18 protein-coding genes are annotated in these 17,561 nt (G+C 60.0%); 10 read left to right on the top strand and 8 right to left on the bottom strand.

What is annotated here, in order from left to right; translation table 11 throughout:
- Nucleotides 1-226: 226 nt before the first annotated feature.
- From rho to GYM47_RS02815, 8 genes are all read left to right on the top strand, one after another.
- Complete coding sequence (gene rho / locus GYM47_RS02785) at nt 227-1,486, top strand: transcription termination factor Rho (protein WP_139528331.1); 1,260 nt, start codon at nt 227-229, stop codon at nt 1,484-1,486.
- A 60-nt stretch (nt 1,487-1,546) separates the two neighbouring features.
- On the top strand, nt 1,547-3,040 hold the full coding sequence (ubiD, locus tag GYM47_RS02790) for a 4-hydroxy-3-polyprenylbenzoate decarboxylase (protein ID WP_153843459.1): 1,494 nt from the start codon (nt 1,547-1,549) through the stop codon (nt 3,038-3,040).
- Nucleotides 3,041-3,082: 42 nt separating this feature from the next.
- Complete coding sequence (locus GYM47_RS02795) at nt 3,083-3,847, top strand: NAD(P)H-flavin reductase (protein WP_153843460.1); 765 nt, start codon at nt 3,083-3,085, stop codon at nt 3,845-3,847.
- A gap of 65 nt (nt 3,848-3,912) precedes the next feature.
- Nucleotides 3,913-4,041 (top strand): hypothetical protein, encoded by a 129-nt coding sequence (locus GYM47_RS18455; protein ID WP_255303977.1) that lies wholly within the window; start codon nt 3,913-3,915, stop codon nt 4,039-4,041.
- 372 nt (nt 4,042-4,413) lie between these two features.
- Nucleotides 4,414-4,587, top strand: coding sequence for a hypothetical protein (locus GYM47_RS02800; protein ID WP_168444428.1), 174 nt, complete (start codon nt 4,414-4,416; stop codon nt 4,585-4,587).
- A 3-nt stretch (nt 4,588-4,590) separates the two neighbouring features.
- A complete protein-coding gene (locus GYM47_RS02805) occupies nt 4,591-5,664 on the top strand; it encodes a 3-deoxy-7-phosphoheptulonate synthase (protein ID WP_153843461.1) in 1,074 nt (357 codons plus the stop codon).
- 61 nt (nt 5,665-5,725) lie between these two features.
- A complete protein-coding gene (locus GYM47_RS02810; protein WP_139528336.1) occupies nt 5,726-6,235 on the top strand; it encodes a DUF3087 family protein in 510 nt (169 codons plus the stop codon).
- Nucleotides 6,236-6,283: 48 nt separating this feature from the next.
- Entirely contained in the window at nt 6,284-7,012 is a 729-nt protein-coding gene (locus GYM47_RS02815) for an MliC family protein (RefSeq protein WP_153843462.1), read from the top strand.
- A 23-nt stretch (nt 7,013-7,035) separates the two neighbouring features.
- On the opposite strand, the gene GYM47_RS02820 is transcribed toward GYM47_RS02815, so the two are convergent.
- Entirely contained in the window at nt 7,036-8,106 is a 1,071-nt protein-coding gene (locus GYM47_RS02820; RefSeq protein ID WP_153843463.1) for a metal-dependent hydrolase, read from the bottom strand.
- A 213-nt stretch (nt 8,107-8,319) separates the two neighbouring features.
- Between GYM47_RS02820 and gloA the strand changes: the two genes are divergently transcribed.
- Both gloA and GYM47_RS02830 read left to right on the top strand, forming a co-directional pair.
- The gene (gene gloA / locus GYM47_RS02825; RefSeq protein ID WP_139528339.1) at nt 8,320-8,760 is read left to right on the top strand and encodes a lactoylglutathione lyase; all 441 of its coding nucleotides are present in this window, start codon (nt 8,320-8,322) and stop codon (nt 8,758-8,760) included.
- Between the two features lie 61 nt (nt 8,761-8,821).
- Nucleotides 8,822-9,247, top strand: coding sequence for an META domain-containing protein (locus GYM47_RS02830; RefSeq protein ID WP_153843509.1), 426 nt, complete (start codon nt 8,822-8,824; stop codon nt 9,245-9,247).
- A 12-nt stretch (nt 9,248-9,259) separates the two neighbouring features.
- Here the strand turns inward: GYM47_RS02830 and GYM47_RS02835 are convergent, their stop codons facing one another.
- Genes GYM47_RS02835 through GYM47_RS02865 form a run of 7 tightly spaced genes read right to left on the bottom strand, consistent with a single transcriptional unit; the run spans nt 9,260 to nt 17,558 of the window.
- Nucleotides 9,260-10,441, bottom strand: a complete 1,182-nt coding sequence (locus GYM47_RS02835; RefSeq protein ID WP_153843464.1) for an FAD-dependent oxidoreductase — start codon at nt 10,439-10,441, stop codon at nt 9,260-9,262.
- Nucleotides 10,438-12,582 carry an FAD-dependent oxidoreductase gene (locus tag GYM47_RS02840; RefSeq protein WP_153843465.1) on the bottom strand — a complete coding sequence of 715 codons (2,145 nt, stop codon included), beginning with the start codon at nt 12,580-12,582 and terminating at the stop codon, nt 10,438-10,440. The genes GYM47_RS02835 and GYM47_RS02840 overlap by 4 nt, the downstream gene beginning before the upstream one ends.
- Before the next feature lie 54 nt (nt 12,583-12,636).
- Complete coding sequence (locus GYM47_RS02845) at nt 12,637-13,260, bottom strand: TIGR04282 family arsenosugar biosynthesis glycosyltransferase (RefSeq protein WP_153843466.1); 624 nt, start codon at nt 13,258-13,260, stop codon at nt 12,637-12,639.
- Nucleotides 13,250-13,969: a TIGR04283 family arsenosugar biosynthesis glycosyltransferase gene (locus tag GYM47_RS02850; RefSeq protein ID WP_269202176.1), complete on the bottom strand. Its 720-nt coding sequence runs from the start codon at nt 13,967-13,969 to the stop codon at nt 13,250-13,252. Before GYM47_RS02850 ends, GYM47_RS02845 begins: the two co-directional genes overlap by 11 nt.
- Nucleotides 13,956-14,591 (bottom strand): ATP-binding cassette domain-containing protein, encoded by a 636-nt coding sequence (locus tag GYM47_RS02855; protein ID WP_153843468.1) that lies wholly within the window; start codon nt 14,589-14,591, stop codon nt 13,956-13,958. The genes GYM47_RS02850 and GYM47_RS02855 overlap by 14 nt, the downstream gene beginning before the upstream one ends.
- A 24-nt stretch (nt 14,592-14,615) precedes the next feature.
- Nucleotides 14,616-16,304, bottom strand: coding sequence for an ABC transporter permease (locus GYM47_RS02860; protein WP_153843469.1), 1,689 nt, complete (start codon nt 16,302-16,304; stop codon nt 14,616-14,618).
- Nucleotides 16,305-16,340: 36 nt separating this feature from the next.
- Nucleotides 16,341-17,558, bottom strand: a complete 1,218-nt coding sequence (locus GYM47_RS02865; RefSeq protein WP_153843470.1) for an ABC transporter substrate-binding protein — start codon at nt 17,556-17,558, stop codon at nt 16,341-16,343.
- Between the last annotated feature and the right edge of the window lie 3 nt (nt 17,559-17,561).

Raw genomic sequence — 17,561 nt, forward strand, 5'->3', positions numbered from 1 at the left:
TTTATTTGCACCCTCATGCTAAGCAGTCAGTGATACCGCTTTTACGTATTAGGTATCGTTATGGCGACTGCCCGGCTTTTACCACGCGAGCGTGTGCCTAAATGGGGTCTGAACGCATCACTCGGCGCTTAGCCCTATGATATTGACCCTATGATATCGGCCAAGCCTCCTGTCTTATTCCTGGCGCTTAGCGCCTAGCTTTCATGAGCAATTTTCTAACACACCGATGAATCTCACTGAACTCAAGCAAAAAACCGTTCCCGAGCTGCTCGATATCGCCCGTGAAATGGGCATCGACAACCTGGCCCGTTCGCGCAAACAGGACATCATTTTCGCCATCCTCAAGAAGCATGCCAAAAGCGGCGAGGATATTTATGGCGACGGTGTGCTGGAAATTCTTCAGGATGGCTTCGGCTTCCTGCGTAGCGCCGACAGTTCGTACCTCGCCGGACCGGACGATATCTACGTATCGCCTTCACAGATTCGTCGTTTCAATCTGCGCAAGGGCGACTCCATTTCCGGCAAAATTCGTCCGCCCAAAGAGGGCGAGCGCTATTTTGCGCTGCTCAAAGTCAGCCAGATCAACTTTGATCGTCCGGAAAATGCCAAGCACAAGATTCTCTTCGAGAACCTGACGCCGCTGTTTCCGAACGACCGTCTGCGTATGGAGATCGGCAACGGGTCGACCGAAGATCTGACCGCCCGGATCATCGATCTGACCGCGCCCATCGGTAAAGGTCAGCGCGGCCTGCTGGTGTCTCCCCCGAAAGCGGGTAAGACACTGATGCTGCAGAACATCGCGACCTCGATCACGCGCAATAACCCCGAGTGTCATCTGATCGTGCTACTGATCGACGAGCGCCCGGAGGAAGTCACCGAGATGTCCCGCACCGTGCGCGGTGAAGTGGTCGCCTCCACCTTCGATGAGCCGCCTGCCCGCCACGTACAGGTAGCCGAAATGGTCATCGAAAAAGCCAAGCGCTTAGTTGAGCACAAGAAAGACGTGGTGATCCTGCTCGACTCCATCACTCGCTTGGCGCGTGCTTACAACACCGTCGTACCCAGCTCTGGCAAGGTGCTCACCGGTGGTGTGGATGCCCATGCACTCGAGAAGCCGAAACGCTTCTTTGGGGCGGCGCGTAATATCGAAGAGGGCGGCAGCCTGACGATCATCGCCACCGCGCTGGTCGATACCGGCTCGAAAATGGACGAAGTCATCTTCGAAGAGTTCAAGGGCACCGGTAACATGGAAGCGCACCTTGACCGCAAACTGGCGGAGAAGCGTGTCTTCCCGGCGATCAACATTCGCCGCAGCGGCACTCGCCGTGAGGATCTATTGGCCTCTGAAGATGAAATGCAGCGTATGTGGATCCTACGAAAACTGCTCAACCCGATGGAAGATACCGCAGCCACCGAGTTCTTGATCGATCGTCTGAAAGACACCAAGACCAATCTCGAATTCTTCGAAGCCATGAAGCGCCGTTAAGGCGCTCCAGGGTGGCGGTACCGCTATCAGGCATCAGACAGCCGGGTTGAGGAGAGGGCATTGAAGTACAACGATCTGCGTGACTTTATCGCAGCGCTGGAGGCGCAGGGTGAACTTAAGCGCATCACGGCCGAAGTAGATCCCTACTTGGAAATCACCGAAATCTGCGACCGCACGCTGCGTGCCGGTGGTCCTGCACTGCTGTTCGAAAATGTGAAGGGTCACGACATGCCGCTGTTGGGAAACCTGTTCGGCACCCCAAAACGGGTCGCGCTGGGCATGGGGCAGGATTCAGTCGAGGCGCTGCGCGAAGTGGGCAAGCTCTTGGCATTTTTGAAGGAGCCAGACCCGCCCAAAGGGTTAAAAGACGCTTGGGACAAATTGCCGATCTTCAAGCAAGTGCTCAGCATGGGGCCCAAGAGCGTCAAGCGTGCGCCGGTTCAGGAAGTCGTTTACGAAGGCGATGACGTGGACTTGGGGCGCTTGCCGATTCAGCACTGCTGGCCGGGCGATGCGGCACCGCTGGTCACGTGGCCGCTGGTGATCACCAAAGGCCCCCATAAAAAGCGCCAAAACCTGGGCATCTATCGCCAGCAAAAGATCGGAAAGAATCGCCTGATCATGCGCTGGCTCTCCCATCGCGGCGGCGCGCTGGATTTTCTCGAGTTCCAAAAAGCCCATCCCGGCGAACCGTTCCCCGTCGCGGTGGCGTTAGGCGCCGACCCGGCGACCATTCTCGGTGCGGTGACGCCCGTGCCGGACACGCTCTCCGAATATGCCTTTGCAGGCCTGCTGCGCGGCTCGCGCACCGAGCTAGTGAAATGTGGCCATGCGGACCTCGACGTGCCCGCCTCCAGCGAAATCATCCTGGAAGGGTTCATCTATCCGGATGACATGGCGCCAGAAGGGCCGTTTGGTGACCACACTGGGTACTACAACGAGGTGGATCACTTTCCCGTTTTCACTGTGACACGCATGACCATGCGTCGCGACGCCATCTATCACTCCACGTACACTGGCCGTCCCCCCGATGAGCCTGCCATTTTAGGTGTGGCGCTCAACGAAGTGTTCGTGCCCATCCTATGCAAGCAGTTTCCTGAGATCGTCGACTTCTACTTGCCTCCGGAAGGGTGCTCTTACCGCATGGCGGTCGTCACCATGAAGAAGCAGTACCCTGGTCACGCCAAGCGCGTGATGATGGGCGTATGGAGCTTCTTGCGCCAGTTCATGTACACCAAATTCGTCATCGTGCTGGATGACGATGTGGATGCACGAAATTGGGAAGACGTGATGTGGGCGATCACCACGCGTATGGACCCTGCTCGAGACACCGTCATGGTCGAAAATACCCCCATCGACTACCTCGACTTTGCGTCGCCAGTGTCTGGGCTTGGCTCAAAAATGGGATTGGACGCGACCAATAAATGGCCCGGCGAAACCGACCGCGAGTGGGGGACGCCCATCGTCATGGACGAAGCGGTGAAAACCCGTGTCGACGAGCGCTGGGGCGAACTGGGCATTGATATTCCGCTACCCACACCGCGTCATGGTTAAGCGGATGTGCGGGGCCGAACGACTTTCCACAAAGAGGCTTTCATGAGCGCTACGTTAACGTGCAAAACGCTAACCTGCCAAGTCACCGCCGTCGAGGACCTCAATCCCGACGTGTTCCAAGTGACGCTTGCCGGTCGCGCTGAGGCAATGCAGCATGCGCCCGGTCAGTACCTCGAGCTAATGCTGGACGAGGCCACGTGGGTGCCCTTCTCGATTGCGAGCTGCGACAGAGGCGACGGCACGCTGGAGTTACAGATTCAGCACTGGCCCGAGCGAGATAACTCCCAACGTCTACGCCAACTGCTACAGGTGGCGAATCAGCTCACCGTTCGTTTGCCGAGCGGAGAGTGCGTGTTGGATACCCAGAGTGAGCGTCCGCTACTGCTGATTGCCGCAGGGACGGGGTTCGCCCAGATGAAGGCCATCGTCGAGGCTGCCCTGCGTGACCAGCCCACACGACCCATTTCGCTATGGTGGGCAAACCGTGAGCACCGTGACCTGTATGCCGAAGACCTCGCCTGCGCATGGGCACAGCAGCATGACCAAATAGCGTTCCATGCCGTTACCGAGTTTCCGCTCACCGAGCCGCTCGCTTCTGGAGAACGCATCGTCCATCACCAAGGTCGCGTCGACTTGGTGTTGGAGAGTGAGCTTGCCAAGGCCCCCATCCAGCCAAGCGACTGCGATGTCTACCTCTCGGGCTCGCCCGGCATGGTGTACGCTTGCGTGGACGTGCTGGAACGTTTTGGGGTGAGCAGTGCGCAAATGTTTTCGGATGTGTTTGCCTACGCTCCTCGGCCTCACTAAAATGATTGATCACTTTTAGTGTACGGCTTAAGCCGTCAACTCGATCCGCTATTGAGGAGGCTGTCATGGCCCATCACGACGACAATTTCAAAGACGATTCTGGCATTCTGCCGATCATACTGGGCATCGTGGTCTTGGTCGGTATGAGTGCACTGCCCGCCACGATTGGTTGGATCCAAGCGTTCGGCAGCTAATCACTTGCTCATGGGCAACCCGCACGCAAATTCTCGGTTGCCATTTGGCGCCTGCGCAGGCAGGATAAAGACAGTTCGTCATTAATCGATTGAGGAAGTCCCATGCTACACGGCACGTTGTCATCAAGCGTCACCGCCAAACCGGAAACGGTGGCGTACGCTTGGGCGAGCGTCGGTGTCACTCAATTCGGTTACTATGCAGCGTATTGGTTTAGCCACGGTGTGCCCCTGGCTGACGCTTAGCGTCGCGCCAGCAGGCACACCGCTCCGGTTGCCTGCCGCATGCAAAGAAGCCTCGGTGGGTAACTCCACCGAGGCTTCTTTCGTTTTACGCAACCACATTTCATACGTCATTCATTCAGGAGCTGCACCATGTCTTACCGCGCATACTTTATCGCTAGTCTGAACGCCATCCGTTATATCGGCTATGGCTGGCGATTTAGCGTCGCGCGGTCGGTGCTAGCTGCCACCTCCGACCGTGCCCATTTGGGTGGCAAGTTGGTGATGCGATGTCACGCGCTATGCCCTACGAATTCGGAGAGTTAACTGATGAATGCCCCTATCCATACTGCCAATACTGCTTGCCCCACGACTGCCCCGGCTTCCTCGCTCATGTCTGCAACGGCTCTGCCGCTACCCGCTGAGCTGCGTCAGCGGGTGAGTGTGAACAGCACGCTCCGTTCCCAAATCGATCAGCAGCGCCAAGCGGTGCAGCGTATTCTCAACGGGCATGATGATCGCCTGCTCGTCGTGGTAGGACCCTGCTCCATCCACGATCCGGATGCTGCCCTGGAGTACGCGGATCGTTTGGCCGCGCTCAGCGACGAGGTGCGCGAACGGATTCTGCCGGTGATGCGGGTGTACGTTGAGAAGCCGCGCACTACGGTCGGTTGGAAAGGGCTGGCCTACGATCCCGATCTGGATGGTAGCGGTGATTTGCCGCGCGGTATGACACTATCTCGTGAATTGATGCACGCCGTCGCCTCCCGCGGCCTGCCGATAGCCACCGAGCTATTGCAGCCGATGCTGGCCCCCTACCTGGATGACCTGCTGAGCTGGGTGGCGATTGGGGCGCGCACCACGGAGTCCCAGCTACACCGTGAATTGGCTAGCGATCTCAGCGCTGCCGTAGGCTTCAAAAATGCCACCAGCGGTGACGTGCAGGTGGCCATCGATGCCATGCAGGCGGCGGCCCACTCCCATCAGCGTTTTGCCATGGATAGTCAGGGCCGCCCGATCATGCAGGAGACCGCAGGCAACCCACACACCCATGTGGTATTACGTGGTGGTCACGGTGAACCTAATTACCAAGCGCACCATGTGCGCCGCGCCGTGAATACGCTATGCGAGGCGGGCCAGAATCCGCGCTTGATGGTGGACTGTAGCCACGCCAACGCCCGTAAGGATCACCGCCGCCAAAGTGAAGTCATGCTGGACGTATTGGCTCAGCGTCAAGCGGGCGACGCAAATTTGGTGGCATTGATGCTAGAGAGTCATTTGTACGAAGGCAAACAAGCGTTGACGCCCAGTGCGCTACGCTACGGCGTCTCGGTCACTGATGCCTGCGTCAGCTGGGAGACCACCGAGCGCTTGCTGAAAACCGCCGCGGAACGACTGACCTAGCGCGTTGACTGACCCGGCCAGCCCCGTATCATAAGGACTCCTTTCGATCACGAGGTTGGCCATGGCCTTTACCCTTGAACAGCACGACCCTGCTACGTACCGTCGCAAAGCCCGTATCATCAGCGTGGCAATGGCCGGGCAACTGATCATTTTTGGCCTGCTGTTTTCCATGCTGCTCACCGCTACCTTTGGAAGCAGCATCTGGCTGAACGCGCTGGGCGTTCTGCTGGGCCTGCTCGCCACCAGCGCCATGTTCGCTGCGCTCAGAGAGCGCCCGTGGATGGCCGAAATGCGCTACGTTTGGCAGCTCAAGCACCACTTGTCGCGCATTAGTAGCTATCTGCAGCCGCTGCGCCGTGCGGTGGAACAGGATAATCGTTTAGCGCTGGATATTCTGACCTTCTACCACCAAGGCATGGCTCAACTGGCAGAACTGAACGGCCGCACCACCGATGACGATGCCGAACGGCTCGCAGAAAAAATGCAGGTCAAAGTAAAGCGTGACGAACTAGGGCTACCCAAAGAGGTAGCCACGTTCGACCCGCACGACCTGAGCGCTTTTAAGAAGTAAGTGGTGTAATAAGCCATGAAATGAGGGATTCGATAGGGAGCACGTTCGATGAAGGCTAATACGGCATCACTACGACTCGCCACCGCGGTAGCGACCGCGATACTGCTGGGCGGCTGCGCCACCAGTGCGCCAGTCGATGAGCAGCCAGTGAAAACCACCGTGCAGAGCAGCGCGCCGCTGCTGCCTTCGGTGCTGTTTCCCGGCAGCGCCGAGCGTTTTCAGGCCTGGAACTGCCAACCAGCCAATCAAGACTTGGTCACGGCTGTCAATGGGAACGAGTTACGGCTGTGGTCGTTACACGGTGCGTGGCGATTGCCTCAAGCCGTAGTGGCCAGCGGTGCCCGTTATCAGGATGGCGATATCAGCTTCTGGAATCGCGGCGATCGGGCGCAAATCGAAACGCCGCGAGGGCAGCTACAATGCCATCAAGGGGTTCAGCGGGAGATTGCCACGCGTGGCAGCCACCCGGGTGTGATGTTGTTAGCCCGCGGTAACGAGCCCGGCTGGACGATCGAACTGGCGAACGATGCGCCCGTCATGACCTGGACCACTAATTACGGCAGCGACACGGCGACCATGCCCTATATGGTCAGCGTGATGGATAACGACGCGGGCCGGGTGGTGATCGAGAATGCCAACGCCGAGCAGTTTTTCCGCGTACGTATTGAATCAGGTGCCTGTTTCGACGACATGAGTGGCGAACCCTATCCTGCTCGCGTGACGTTCACCATTGATGGCGAACAATATAAAGGATGTGCACAAGGCATTGCGCCGTAGCCTGTCATGGCCTTGTACGGCCACTAGCAGCGATAGAGGAACGGCTCTGCGCGCCACTGTGGCTCTACGTAGTCGCTGGCGCACAGGGCCGATACATCGCCGCCTGCCCGGGCGGCAAGACGTGCCAGTGTCGCCAAGTGCAGTCCTCTGGGGCTGCGTACTTCTTCACTGATCGCAACGGGTACCCAGCGATCGCCTTCTCGGGTTGCTAGGGTAAAGTTGAAAGGATGAAAACCGGGAAAGCCTAGCCGAATGTCAGTGGCGATAATCGTCTCTTGCCCATCGATGTGACGTGTCTCGAAACGTAAGAACGGCCCAGTGAACCATGTAAGCCGCTGGCCTAGCGGCCCCTCCAGAGCACTTGGCTCCAGCTCGACGTTACGACGCAACGGCTCCAAGGCTGGGGCCCGTTCACGATCGAACACGCTGATCAAACTCTCGTAATAACGATCATCGTCGATGACCGTCGCCCGCCATAGCGCGATGTTGAACGGCGTCGGTTGAATCAGTACGGGAGCCGTCTGTAAATCTGCGTCGGCCAGTGTCGGTGCAAGACGTTGCTCCACGCTCCACTTGGCGCCAGCCGCTGCTATGAGATAAACGCAGGAGATGGCTAGCCCCGCTCGGCAAGCGCTGTGTACCTTGCCGGAGACGCTGGCAATGGTGAGCGCTATCAGCAGCGGCAGCGTGTAAAAAGGGTCGATGATGAAGACGATAGGCCACGCGACCGGTGGCGCGTCCAGCGGCCATAGCAGTTGTGTGCCATAGGTGGTGAGCGAATCGAGCAGCGGGTGCGTCACCAATATCAGCGTAAAAAAACTCCACCAGCGGCCAAACGAGATGTCCTGCGGTGGCGCGAAGCGAGCGCAGAGCACGGCTAGCAGCGTGGCAAGGCCCGTCAATACGAACAGGGAATGGCTGAAGCCACGGTGCTCGGTGACGTTGGCAATGGCGTCGCCATAATCCAGCGCCACGTCCAAATCGGGTAGAGTACCCAGTAGCGCACCTATGACGATGGCCTTTCTGCCCAGGCGCTTACCCAATACCACCCCTCCGACGGCTGCCCCAAGCGCTGCTTGCGTAATCGAATCCACAGACCTCTCCTCGACGAGCCGATAGCGAATCGTCATAGTTACTTGGCATGACGCACGAGATGCACCACCATGACATTATTGTACAGCACATCTATCTTATATTTTAATGTGGCACTCTTGTCTATGTTTTGAGGGTGCCACATGACCCGCGCGACAACGTGCGCTACGGTTTTACAGGATATAATTACCCTTTTTCGATGAAGAGGAAATGACATGCAGTTTTTACATACCATGGTACGTGTCAGTGACTTGGACGCCTCGCTTCACTTTTATTGTGAGTTGCTGGGCCTCAAAGAAGTGCGCCGTAAAGAGAACGAAAAAGGTCGCTTTACACTGGTGTTTCTGGCGGCGCCCGACGACGAAGCCCGCTCCGAGCGCCTTACTGCCCCCGAGCTCGAGTTGACCTACAACTGGGACCCGGAAGAGTACACGGGTGGCCGTAATTTCGGCCATTTGGCCTACCGAGTCGACGATATTTATGGCCTTTGCCAGAAACTTCAGGATAACGGCGTGACCATTAACCGTCCGCCCCGCGACGGCCACATGGCGTTCGTGAAGTCGCCCGACGGCATCTCTGTCGAGCTGTTACAAAAAGGCGATGCATTGTCTCCCCAGGAGCCTTGGGCCTCCATGGAAAACACGGGTAGCTGGTAAGTAGCTGGTAAAACGCATAAGGAGTACGAACAAGGTGAAAGGACAAACCCGCCATATCATCATGGGAATGGGGCTTGCGCTGCTGCTGAGCGCTTGTGGCAGCACACCGCAGCAAGAGCGAACGGATGTACCGCAGGGCGGCACGCTCTCTGGGCCGGTAGTGGAGCAGCGCTGGAACTTACTGCTGGTAGGGACCGATGAGCGGCTCTCCATGCCCGAGACACCGTTCTTTCGCATTGGACGCGACGGGAAGGTTAACGGCTCTGATGGCTGCAACCAGTTCACCGGTAAGGTGAGTTTAGGTGAAAGCCAACGCATCTCGTTTAGCGAGCTGGCCTCTACCCGAATGGCGTGTCCGAACATGGAGGACGCCAAGCGGGTGACTGATATGCTAGATAATGCCTATCGGTATTTGATCGACCATGACCGGTTGGTGTTCTTCGGACCAGATAGCCGCGTCCTCGGCGGTTGGCGAGAAGCTAACTAAGCCGCTATCGGCTTAGTCAGTAAAAGGCGGGTTGAAGCGGGCAAGAAAGCGCGCATCGATCCGCTGTTTCCACTGCCATACCCAGCGGCCCGAAAAGCCTATGGACCCACGGCTGGCAATCGCGTGGCCGTCGCCGGTGCCAATCAGTGCTAGCACGCGACGCGGAGGCTGCCACGGGGTGAGCGTTAAACCGTGGCAGGCGGCCCGCAGATTCTCTGCTAATGCGGGGCCCATACGCACCGCATAAACGCCTGCCTTAGGGAGTGGGGAGGAGCGCAGCGCAGCGCAGTCGCCAGCGGCAAAAATGCCGCGCTGGCCAGTCACTTGAAGCGCCTCGTCCACAGAAATAAAGCCTTTCTCATCCAGCGGCAGCGCCGTTCGTTGCAGCCACGTTTGGCCCACGGCGCCGGTCGCCCAGAGTACGATATCCGCTTCGATGTGCTCACCAGTGTCGGTTTGCACACCGCCAGGTACCAAGGCGCGCCCCCGCACTCCTGTGAGGACGCGCACGCCCGCACGTGTGAGCGCTCGCGCCGTTAACCAGCGAGGCAGCCAGCCAGCGCCAGGCAGCAGCGTTTTGGCGGCGCTGATCAGCTCGCCTTGCCAGTGAATGTCCGGGCGCTGCTGGCGAAGCTGCGCCAAGACGCTCATCAGCGTCTCGCAGCCTGCTGCGCCGCCGCCTACGCTCACAACGTTCTGATGCGCTCCTGCAGGCAGTTTAGCCACCTCTTCGCGTAATGCTTGCCAACAGTGGTGCAACGAGCTGAGCGGGCGCATGGCCAGCAGCGTGGGCGACGTACTCTCCTCAATACCTTTTGGCCCGATACCCTCATCGCTTTGCGGGGCAATAACTTGAGGCAACGTGAGCGTCGAGCCGACGTTGAAGGAGGCCACGTCAAACGCAATCACACTGCCATCCGCCAGCGTTACTTGACGCTCGCTCGTGCATAACGCCACGGCTGGAGAAGCAATAAAGCGAGCCCCCGCCCGCTGGCAGAGCGCCGCGATATCCATCTGAGTCTCCCGCAGCGTGTACTCCCCAGAGAGCCACGCAGGCACGCTGCCCGAGTAGGCGGCCAGTTGGCTGTCGCTCACGACGGTGATCGACACCGCTTTATCCGGGCGTTGAGCAAACGCCTCCAGTACGAAGGCATGGGCGTGACCCGCGCCGATGAGCAGTAGCTGCCGTGTCATTGGCCCTCACCGCGCCGCCAGCTAAAGTACTTCTGCAGCAGTGCCAACACTCGCTCCGGCTTATGGGCGTTTTTCCAAACGCCTGCGGTGGCTTTGGCGGCTTCGCCTAGCGTGGGGTAGGGGTGAATGGTGCCGAGCAGTTTATTCAGCCCCAGCCCGTGCTTCATGGCGATGGTGAACTCGCCCAGCCACTCCCCGGCGTTCTCCGCGACGATCGTCGCCCCCAGAATTTTGTCTTTGCCGGGCACGGTGAGCGCCTTGATAAAGCCTTCGGACGCGCCTTCGGCAATGGCGCGGTCGCTTTCGCTCATGGCGTAGCGGGTCACTTCAAAGGCGACACCTTTCGCGGTGGCCTCTTTTTCGTTGAGACCCACTCGCGCTACTTCCGGCTGAACATAGGTAACGGCGGGCATAAAGCGGTAGTCCACCGCGAAGCTTTTCAGCTCGCCAAACAGCGCATTCACGGCGGCGTGCCACGCCTGATGGGCGGCCGCATGGGTAAGCTGGTAGGGGCCTGCTAAGTCGCCGCAGGCCCAGATGTTGGGCAGGCGCGTCTGCAGCCGCTCGTTGAGCGCCAGCGTGCCGATATCCGTGGTGGTAATTCCTAGCGCTTCCAGCCCTAACCCCTCCACGTTGGCCTGACGGCCTGCGCTCACCAAAAGGTAATCGAACGCCAGAGTATTGCGCTCACCCTCGTGCTCGATCACCAACTGATACTCACCGTCCGTTTGGTTCACCTCCAGCGCTTTCGCGCTGGTCATCACCGTTACGCCCTCTTGGGTGAGGGTGCGCTCCACGTGCTCGCTGACCTCGTTATCCTCTCGGCCCAGTAACTGTGGCGCGCACTCGACCAAGGTGACCTGGCTGCCCAGGCGGGCAAAGCTTTGGCTGAGTTCGCAGCCAATCGCCCCGCCGCCAAGCACCACCAACCGTTTGGGCAGCTCGGTGAGCGACCAAAGGTTTTCAGAGGTGAGCAGCGGCGCGTGCTCGATACCGGGTAGGGGCGGCACGCGGGGGCGCGCCCCGGTGGCCAGCACGATATGGCGAGCGGTGAGGGTTTGTTCACCCACGCGAATTTCCCACGGCGATACCAGGGTGGCGTGCGCTTGATACACCTCCACTCCGAGCTTGGTGTAGCGCTCGACGCTGTCATGGGGCTCGATATCGCGGATGGCCTGATGCACATGCCCCATCACCTTGGAGAAATCCACGCGGGGCTCGCTGGCGCTCACGCCAAAGCGGTGCGCCGTGCGAATGTCATGGGCCGCGCGAGCCGCCCGGATCAATGCTTTCGAGGGAACGCAGCCCGTATTGAGACAGTCGCCGCCCATCTTGTGTTTTTCGACCAGGGCCACCTTGGCCTTCACGGCGCTGGCGATATAGCTAGTGACTAACCCCGCCGAGCCGCCGCCAATCACCACGATGTCGTAATCGAAGCGGCTAGGGCGCGTGAAGCCTTTATAGGCGTTGCGCTTTTGCACCAACACCGCAATGCGCCGGGCCACCCAAGGGAACACCGCCAGCAGCGCAAACGAGGCAATGAGCCAAGGCGAAATAATGCCGCTCAGGCTTTCCAGCTCGCCGAGCTGGCCGCCCGCATTCACGTACACCGCCGTGCCAGGCAGCATGCCCAGCTGGCTCACCCAGTAAAACGTGGTGGTTTTAATCCGCGTCAGCCCCATGACGAGGTTGATCATGAAAAACGGAAAAATGGGCACCAAACGCAGGGTGAACAGATAAAACGTGCCATCCTTCTCGACGCCCCGGTTCACCGTGTCGAACTGGCGGGGAAAGCGTTTTTCGATGGGCTGCCGAAACAGAAAACGGGAAAGCAGAAAGGCGAGCGTCGCGCCGATGGCGCTGGCAAACGAGATGATGAGCAGCCCCCAGCCCAATCCAAACAGTGCACCCCCCAGCAGGGTGAGCAGGGTAGCACCGGGGAGTGACAGGGCCGTCATGACCACATACACCGCAAAGAACATACCCGCCACCTGCCAAGGCGATTGCTGAAAAGCTGCCTGAAAATCGCTGCGGTAGGTTTGCAGGGTGTCCAGCGTGAAAAACGAATGGGCGCCGCTAGCGTAGAAGCCAATCACGGCCAATAGCAGTAGGGCAAACATCAGCAGGCGCTGACGGTTCATGGCAGGCTCCTTGGAAAAAGGGGGGCTGACTCAGTGCTCAAATGGAGGGGTTCCTTACACGTTGGCGTGGCGCTGCCGCTGCCAGCGCTGCCAATCTTCGGGGCGGTCGATGTCCCACATGGTATCTGGGTAGGCGGCTTCCAGGCCCAGCGCCGCCAGGCGCGCTTGCGTCACGCTCAGTACCTGTTCGGTGCCCCAGGGAATGTCTTCAAACAGGCTGGGGTGATCCTGGTGGCTGCCAATCAGCCCGTAGCCGCCATCCTCAGCCGGTAGAATTACCACGGCAAAGGTGCTCAAGGCTGCTCGGCAGCGCTTGAGCATGGCGCTGATAATGCTGGGGCAGTCAGTGCCCATCACCATGGCGGGGCCGTCGGTGCTGTTCAGTGCATGGCGAACGCGCCTGCCCACATCGCCCTGCTGCTGGGCGGCCAAGGCCATGCCGTGTTGGGCCTGAAGCTCTAAAAATAGCGGGTGGTGGTGGTCTAACGAGGTCCACAGCGTGACATTCTCCGCCCCCAGCGCTTCGCAGCCGGTGGCAACACAGTGGCGCACCATGGCGGCGTGGGCTTCGGCGGCGCCCTCTGCGCCCAAGCAGGGGATCAAACGCGTCTTGGCCTGACCCGGCAGCGGTGCTTTGGCCAGCAGGTGCAGGTGGGGCGCGGCGGGCTTAACGTGCATCGCGGTACTCCTTAGCCAGTTGTGTGGCGCTGACACCGCGCCAATAGCGGTAGCGTAGCCGCCACATCAGGCGAATGGTGGGCCAAGCGCCGAACTCGTCCCAGCGCCTGCCCGAGCTTATCACCTTCTGGCGCAGGCAGGCGGGGGATGAATGGGCCTTCAGCCGTTTGCTGAGTTCGATGTCCTCCATCAGCGGCTGATCGGGAAAGCCGCCCAGTGCGAAAAACGTGTCCCGGCGCACAAAGATGCCCTGGTCACCGGTGGCGATACCACTGAGTCGCGAACGTAGGTTCATCAAGCTCGCGACCACTGGCAGCCAGCGGCTTTTGCCCGCGAGCTGAATATCGAACCGCCCCCAGGCGTGTTGGGCAACCGCCTGCTGTAGATTCGTCACCGCACGCTGCTCTTTGTCGGGCGGTAGTCGAGTATCGGCATGCAGAAAGAGCAATGCCAGGCCGCGGGCGTTTTGCGCCCCCAGGTTCATCTGACGTGCGCGCCCAGGTTCACTCTTCAGGACCGTATCGGCAAGTGGCGCGGCCAAGGCCACGCTGGCATCGGTGCTGCCGCCATCCACGACGATGAGTTCAACGCCTGAGGCGCGCAGCAGCTGTAGCCGCGTGAGCGTTGCCTGAATACCGGCTGCTTCATTGAGCATGGGAATGATGATACTCAGTGACAAAGGCGTAGGGTGCGGATCAGCCAAGGGCAATGATCGGTCCTCCTGCGGCGGTGGCATCGGCGTCGTCATGGGTGACGAGTAGAGCGGGTAGGCCCGCTTCCCGCAGTTGACTGAAGACCAGCGCGCGCATCTCTTGGCGTAGGGTCGTATCCAGCTTGGAGAAGGGTTCGTCCAGTAATACGGCGCGGGGTTGGGAGAGCAGCAGCCGCATCAATGCCACCCTAGCCTGCTGCCCGCCAGAAAGCGTGGCCGGATCGCGGGCTTCAAACCCCGCAAGCCCTATCTGGTCGAGCGCCTTGGCAATCTGGGCACTTTTCTGCGGGCTTCTACGGGGCAGGCCAAAGCGCAGGTTGCCGCCGACACTCAAATGGGGAAACAGCAACGGGTCTTGAAACAGTAACCCCACGCCGCGCTGCTCGGCGGGCAGGTGTAGTATGTTGGTATCCCCAAGGCGAACCCGCCCCTGGGCGGTGAACGTGTTGGGTAAAAAACCGGCGATAAACGCTAGTAGCGTCGATTTACCAGAACCCGAGGGACCCATCACGGTGAGCACGTCGCCTGGGGCCACCGTTGCATCGACTGTCAACAGCAGGCGTTCAGCTAAGTGAATGCTTACTTGCTCGAGGGTCAGGGCGTTGGCAGCGTTATTCATGAGGTTCCTTATCCACAGGGCGTCTTAACCTTGGCGTTTAACGTTAAGAGGTGTGCGTCTTGGAGCGCCCAGCCACCTTGGCAAGGCGACGGCGATCATAAAGCCGACGAGCGGCAGGCCCGCTTGCACCAGCGCCCATACGCCGATTAAGCGGCGGTTTCCCCCGGAGGCCAGCGCCACGGCTTCGGTGGTCACCGTTGGGACTCTGCCTGCGCCTAATAGTTGGGTGGGTAAATATTGGCCAATACTGACCGCCAAACCCACCGCCACGGCGGTCAGCAGCGGGGCGAGCAGGAGTGGCAGCCGCACGCGCCAAAACGCCCTGCGGCGCGAGACGCCCAGCGACTGCGCAATGTAGAGCCAGCGCGGATCCAAGCGGCGGTAGGCCTCGGCTAGCGAGAGATACACATAAGGCAGCACGAACAGCAGGTGGCCCGCTACCACCAGCGCTAGCTGAGGGAGAATGCCCAGGCGCTCGGCGGCCACCACTAAGCCATATAAAAATGCGATTTGCGGCACCAGCAGTGGCAAATAGAGCAGCCAGAGCGAACGGGTAGGGTGAATCTGCTGGCGCTGTTCATTTTCGAGAGTGGCGACGACCAACACGGCCGCCACGCCGGTCGAAAGCAGGGCAATGAGTGCGGTATGGGTCAGTGGGCCAGCCAGCATGCTGACACTGCGCTGCCAGTGGTCGACGGTAAGCGACTGCGGTAGCAGCTCAGGAAAACGCCAGAACCCGGCCACCGAGAAGAGCCCAAGCCCCGCCAGCGAGGCCAGCGCGGCGGCGCTTGCCAGAGCAAGCCCTACGCGTCCGAACACACGAACGGCGGCGTCTCCCCGCGTGCGCTCGCCATTGATCAACCAGCGCTGGCTCAGCCTGCGGGCTAGCTGCTCCAACAGCCACCAGCTCAGCAGCGCGGCCAGCGTTACGCCCAGCTGCAGTACTGCCGCCGCCGACGCCATGAAGCGACGGGTGAGGTCGGGGTCGCTAAACCAGCCAAGAATCGAGACGCTCAAGGTAGGTGGCAAGCGCGGCCCCAAAATCAGCGCCATATCCACCACGGAGGTCGCATAAGCAATCACTGCATACACCGGTAGGCGGATGAGTGGATAGAGCGACGGCAGCACCCCTTTGAGCCAAGCAACCGTGGGCGAGTAGCCCAACGATCGTGCCAGCCGCAGGCGCTGCTCGGCCTGGAGCTGAGGCAGTGCCGCGAGGCTCATTAGCAGCAGAAAGGGCGCTTCCTTCAAGACGAGGCCAAGCGTGAGCGCAAGCCCCCACGGATCGTTGACGATCAGCGCATCGGGGGGCGCCTCCCAGCCGGAGAGCCACGGGGAGATCAGTCGTGCCATCAGCCCAGAAGGCGCAATCAGAAAAGCAAAGCCAAACGCCACCGCCGCGTGGGGAATCGCCAGCAAAGGTGACACTAACCGGCGCAGGCTGCGGTCCAGCCAAGTGCCTTGGCTGGCAGCTAAAAACAGCACGACGATGAGCAGCGCTAACGCCGTACTGGCCAGGCCGCTGGCAAAACTCACCGCCACCGAGCGGCCAAGCCCCGGCTGTGCGAAAAGCATTTGCCAAGCAAAGAGGTTGGCCTGATCGCTCCCCAGTACCGGCAAGTAGCCAAAGGCGGGCAGTAGTACCATGCCAAGCCCCGCGGTGACGGGTATCACCAGTAGGGCAATGATCACGATCGGCGCTAGCCGTAGCATGGTTCAGTGAGTCGCACGCGACGAGGAGGAGTGCGCTTAGTTGACACCGTAACGCTCGAGCCAAGCATCCTGTAGGGCGTTCATCCAGCTAGGATGGGGTTCTGCCAGGGTGTTGGATAGCGCATCGACCGGCAGCGCCGAGGGATGACGGTCACCCTGCTCGAAGAGTGCCTGGTCGCTTGGCTCGAGCTGCTGAATGGCCAGCACGCTGCGGTCGCCCCACATGCTGAGCGACTGCTTCTGGGCCTGCGCTTCCGGGGAGAGCAGGAAGTTGGCTAGCGCCATCGCGCCCGCTTTATGCGGCGAGTTGTAGGGAATGGCTACGAAGTGCACGTTGCCTAGGGTGCCGCCTTCGAGTACGTAGCTGCGCACGCTTTGCGGCAGTTCATACTCCATCACCGCTACGGCAGCGTCGGTGGGGTAGAACGAGAAAGCGAGGCTGAGTTCACCGTCGCTCATCAGCGTACGAAGGTTAGGGCCGGATTCGGGAAAGCTGCGCCCGCTGCGCCATAAATGTGGGTGAAGCTCGTCCAAGTAGGCCCACAGCGGCGCGGTGATCTCTTCGAATGTGGTCTCGTCGACAGGGGCATAGAGCGCGTCAGCTTGGTCGGTGAGCTCGATCAGCGCCTGTTTTAGGAACGTACTGCCGGTAAAGTCGGGGATACGCGGATAGCTGAACTGTCCAGGATTCGCTCTGGCCCAGGTGAGTAATTCCTCGATGCTTTGGGGCGGCGTATCGGTTTGGGCGCTGTCGTAGTAGAAGGTGATTTGCGCCTTGCCCCAGGGGGACTCGTAGCCTTCGGTGGGTAGAGTGAAGTCGGTGACGACTTCGGGATTCTCGTCAGGATAGGTAAGAGCGAAGTTCGGCAGCGACGCCGCAAAAGGCCCAAACAGCAGGTCTTGCTCACGCATGGCGGCGAAGTTTTCGCCGTTGATCCAAATAAGATCAATGCTGCCATCGCTATCGTTGCCCGCCTGCTGTTCACCCAGCACCCGTGCCACGGCGCTGCTGGTATCGTCGAGCTTCACGTGCTCTACGCGAACGCCGTAGCTCTCCTGCATCTGCTCTGCGACCCAGGCAATATAGCGGTTGGTGCGCGCATCGCCGCCCCAGGCATTCCAGTACACGGTTTGGCCGTCGGCGGCGTCCAGTACGCTCTCCCACTCTTGCGGGTCGGGCGTGGCAACCGCAGGCGCGGCTAGGCTTATCAGAGCAAACGCCACGGCGGTGGCCAGAGCAGAGCGTGGTTTCATCGC

Source organism: Vreelandella piezotolerans, assembly GCF_012427705.1.
Classification (GTDB): Bacteria; Pseudomonadota; Gammaproteobacteria; order Pseudomonadales; family Halomonadaceae; genus Vreelandella; species Vreelandella piezotolerans.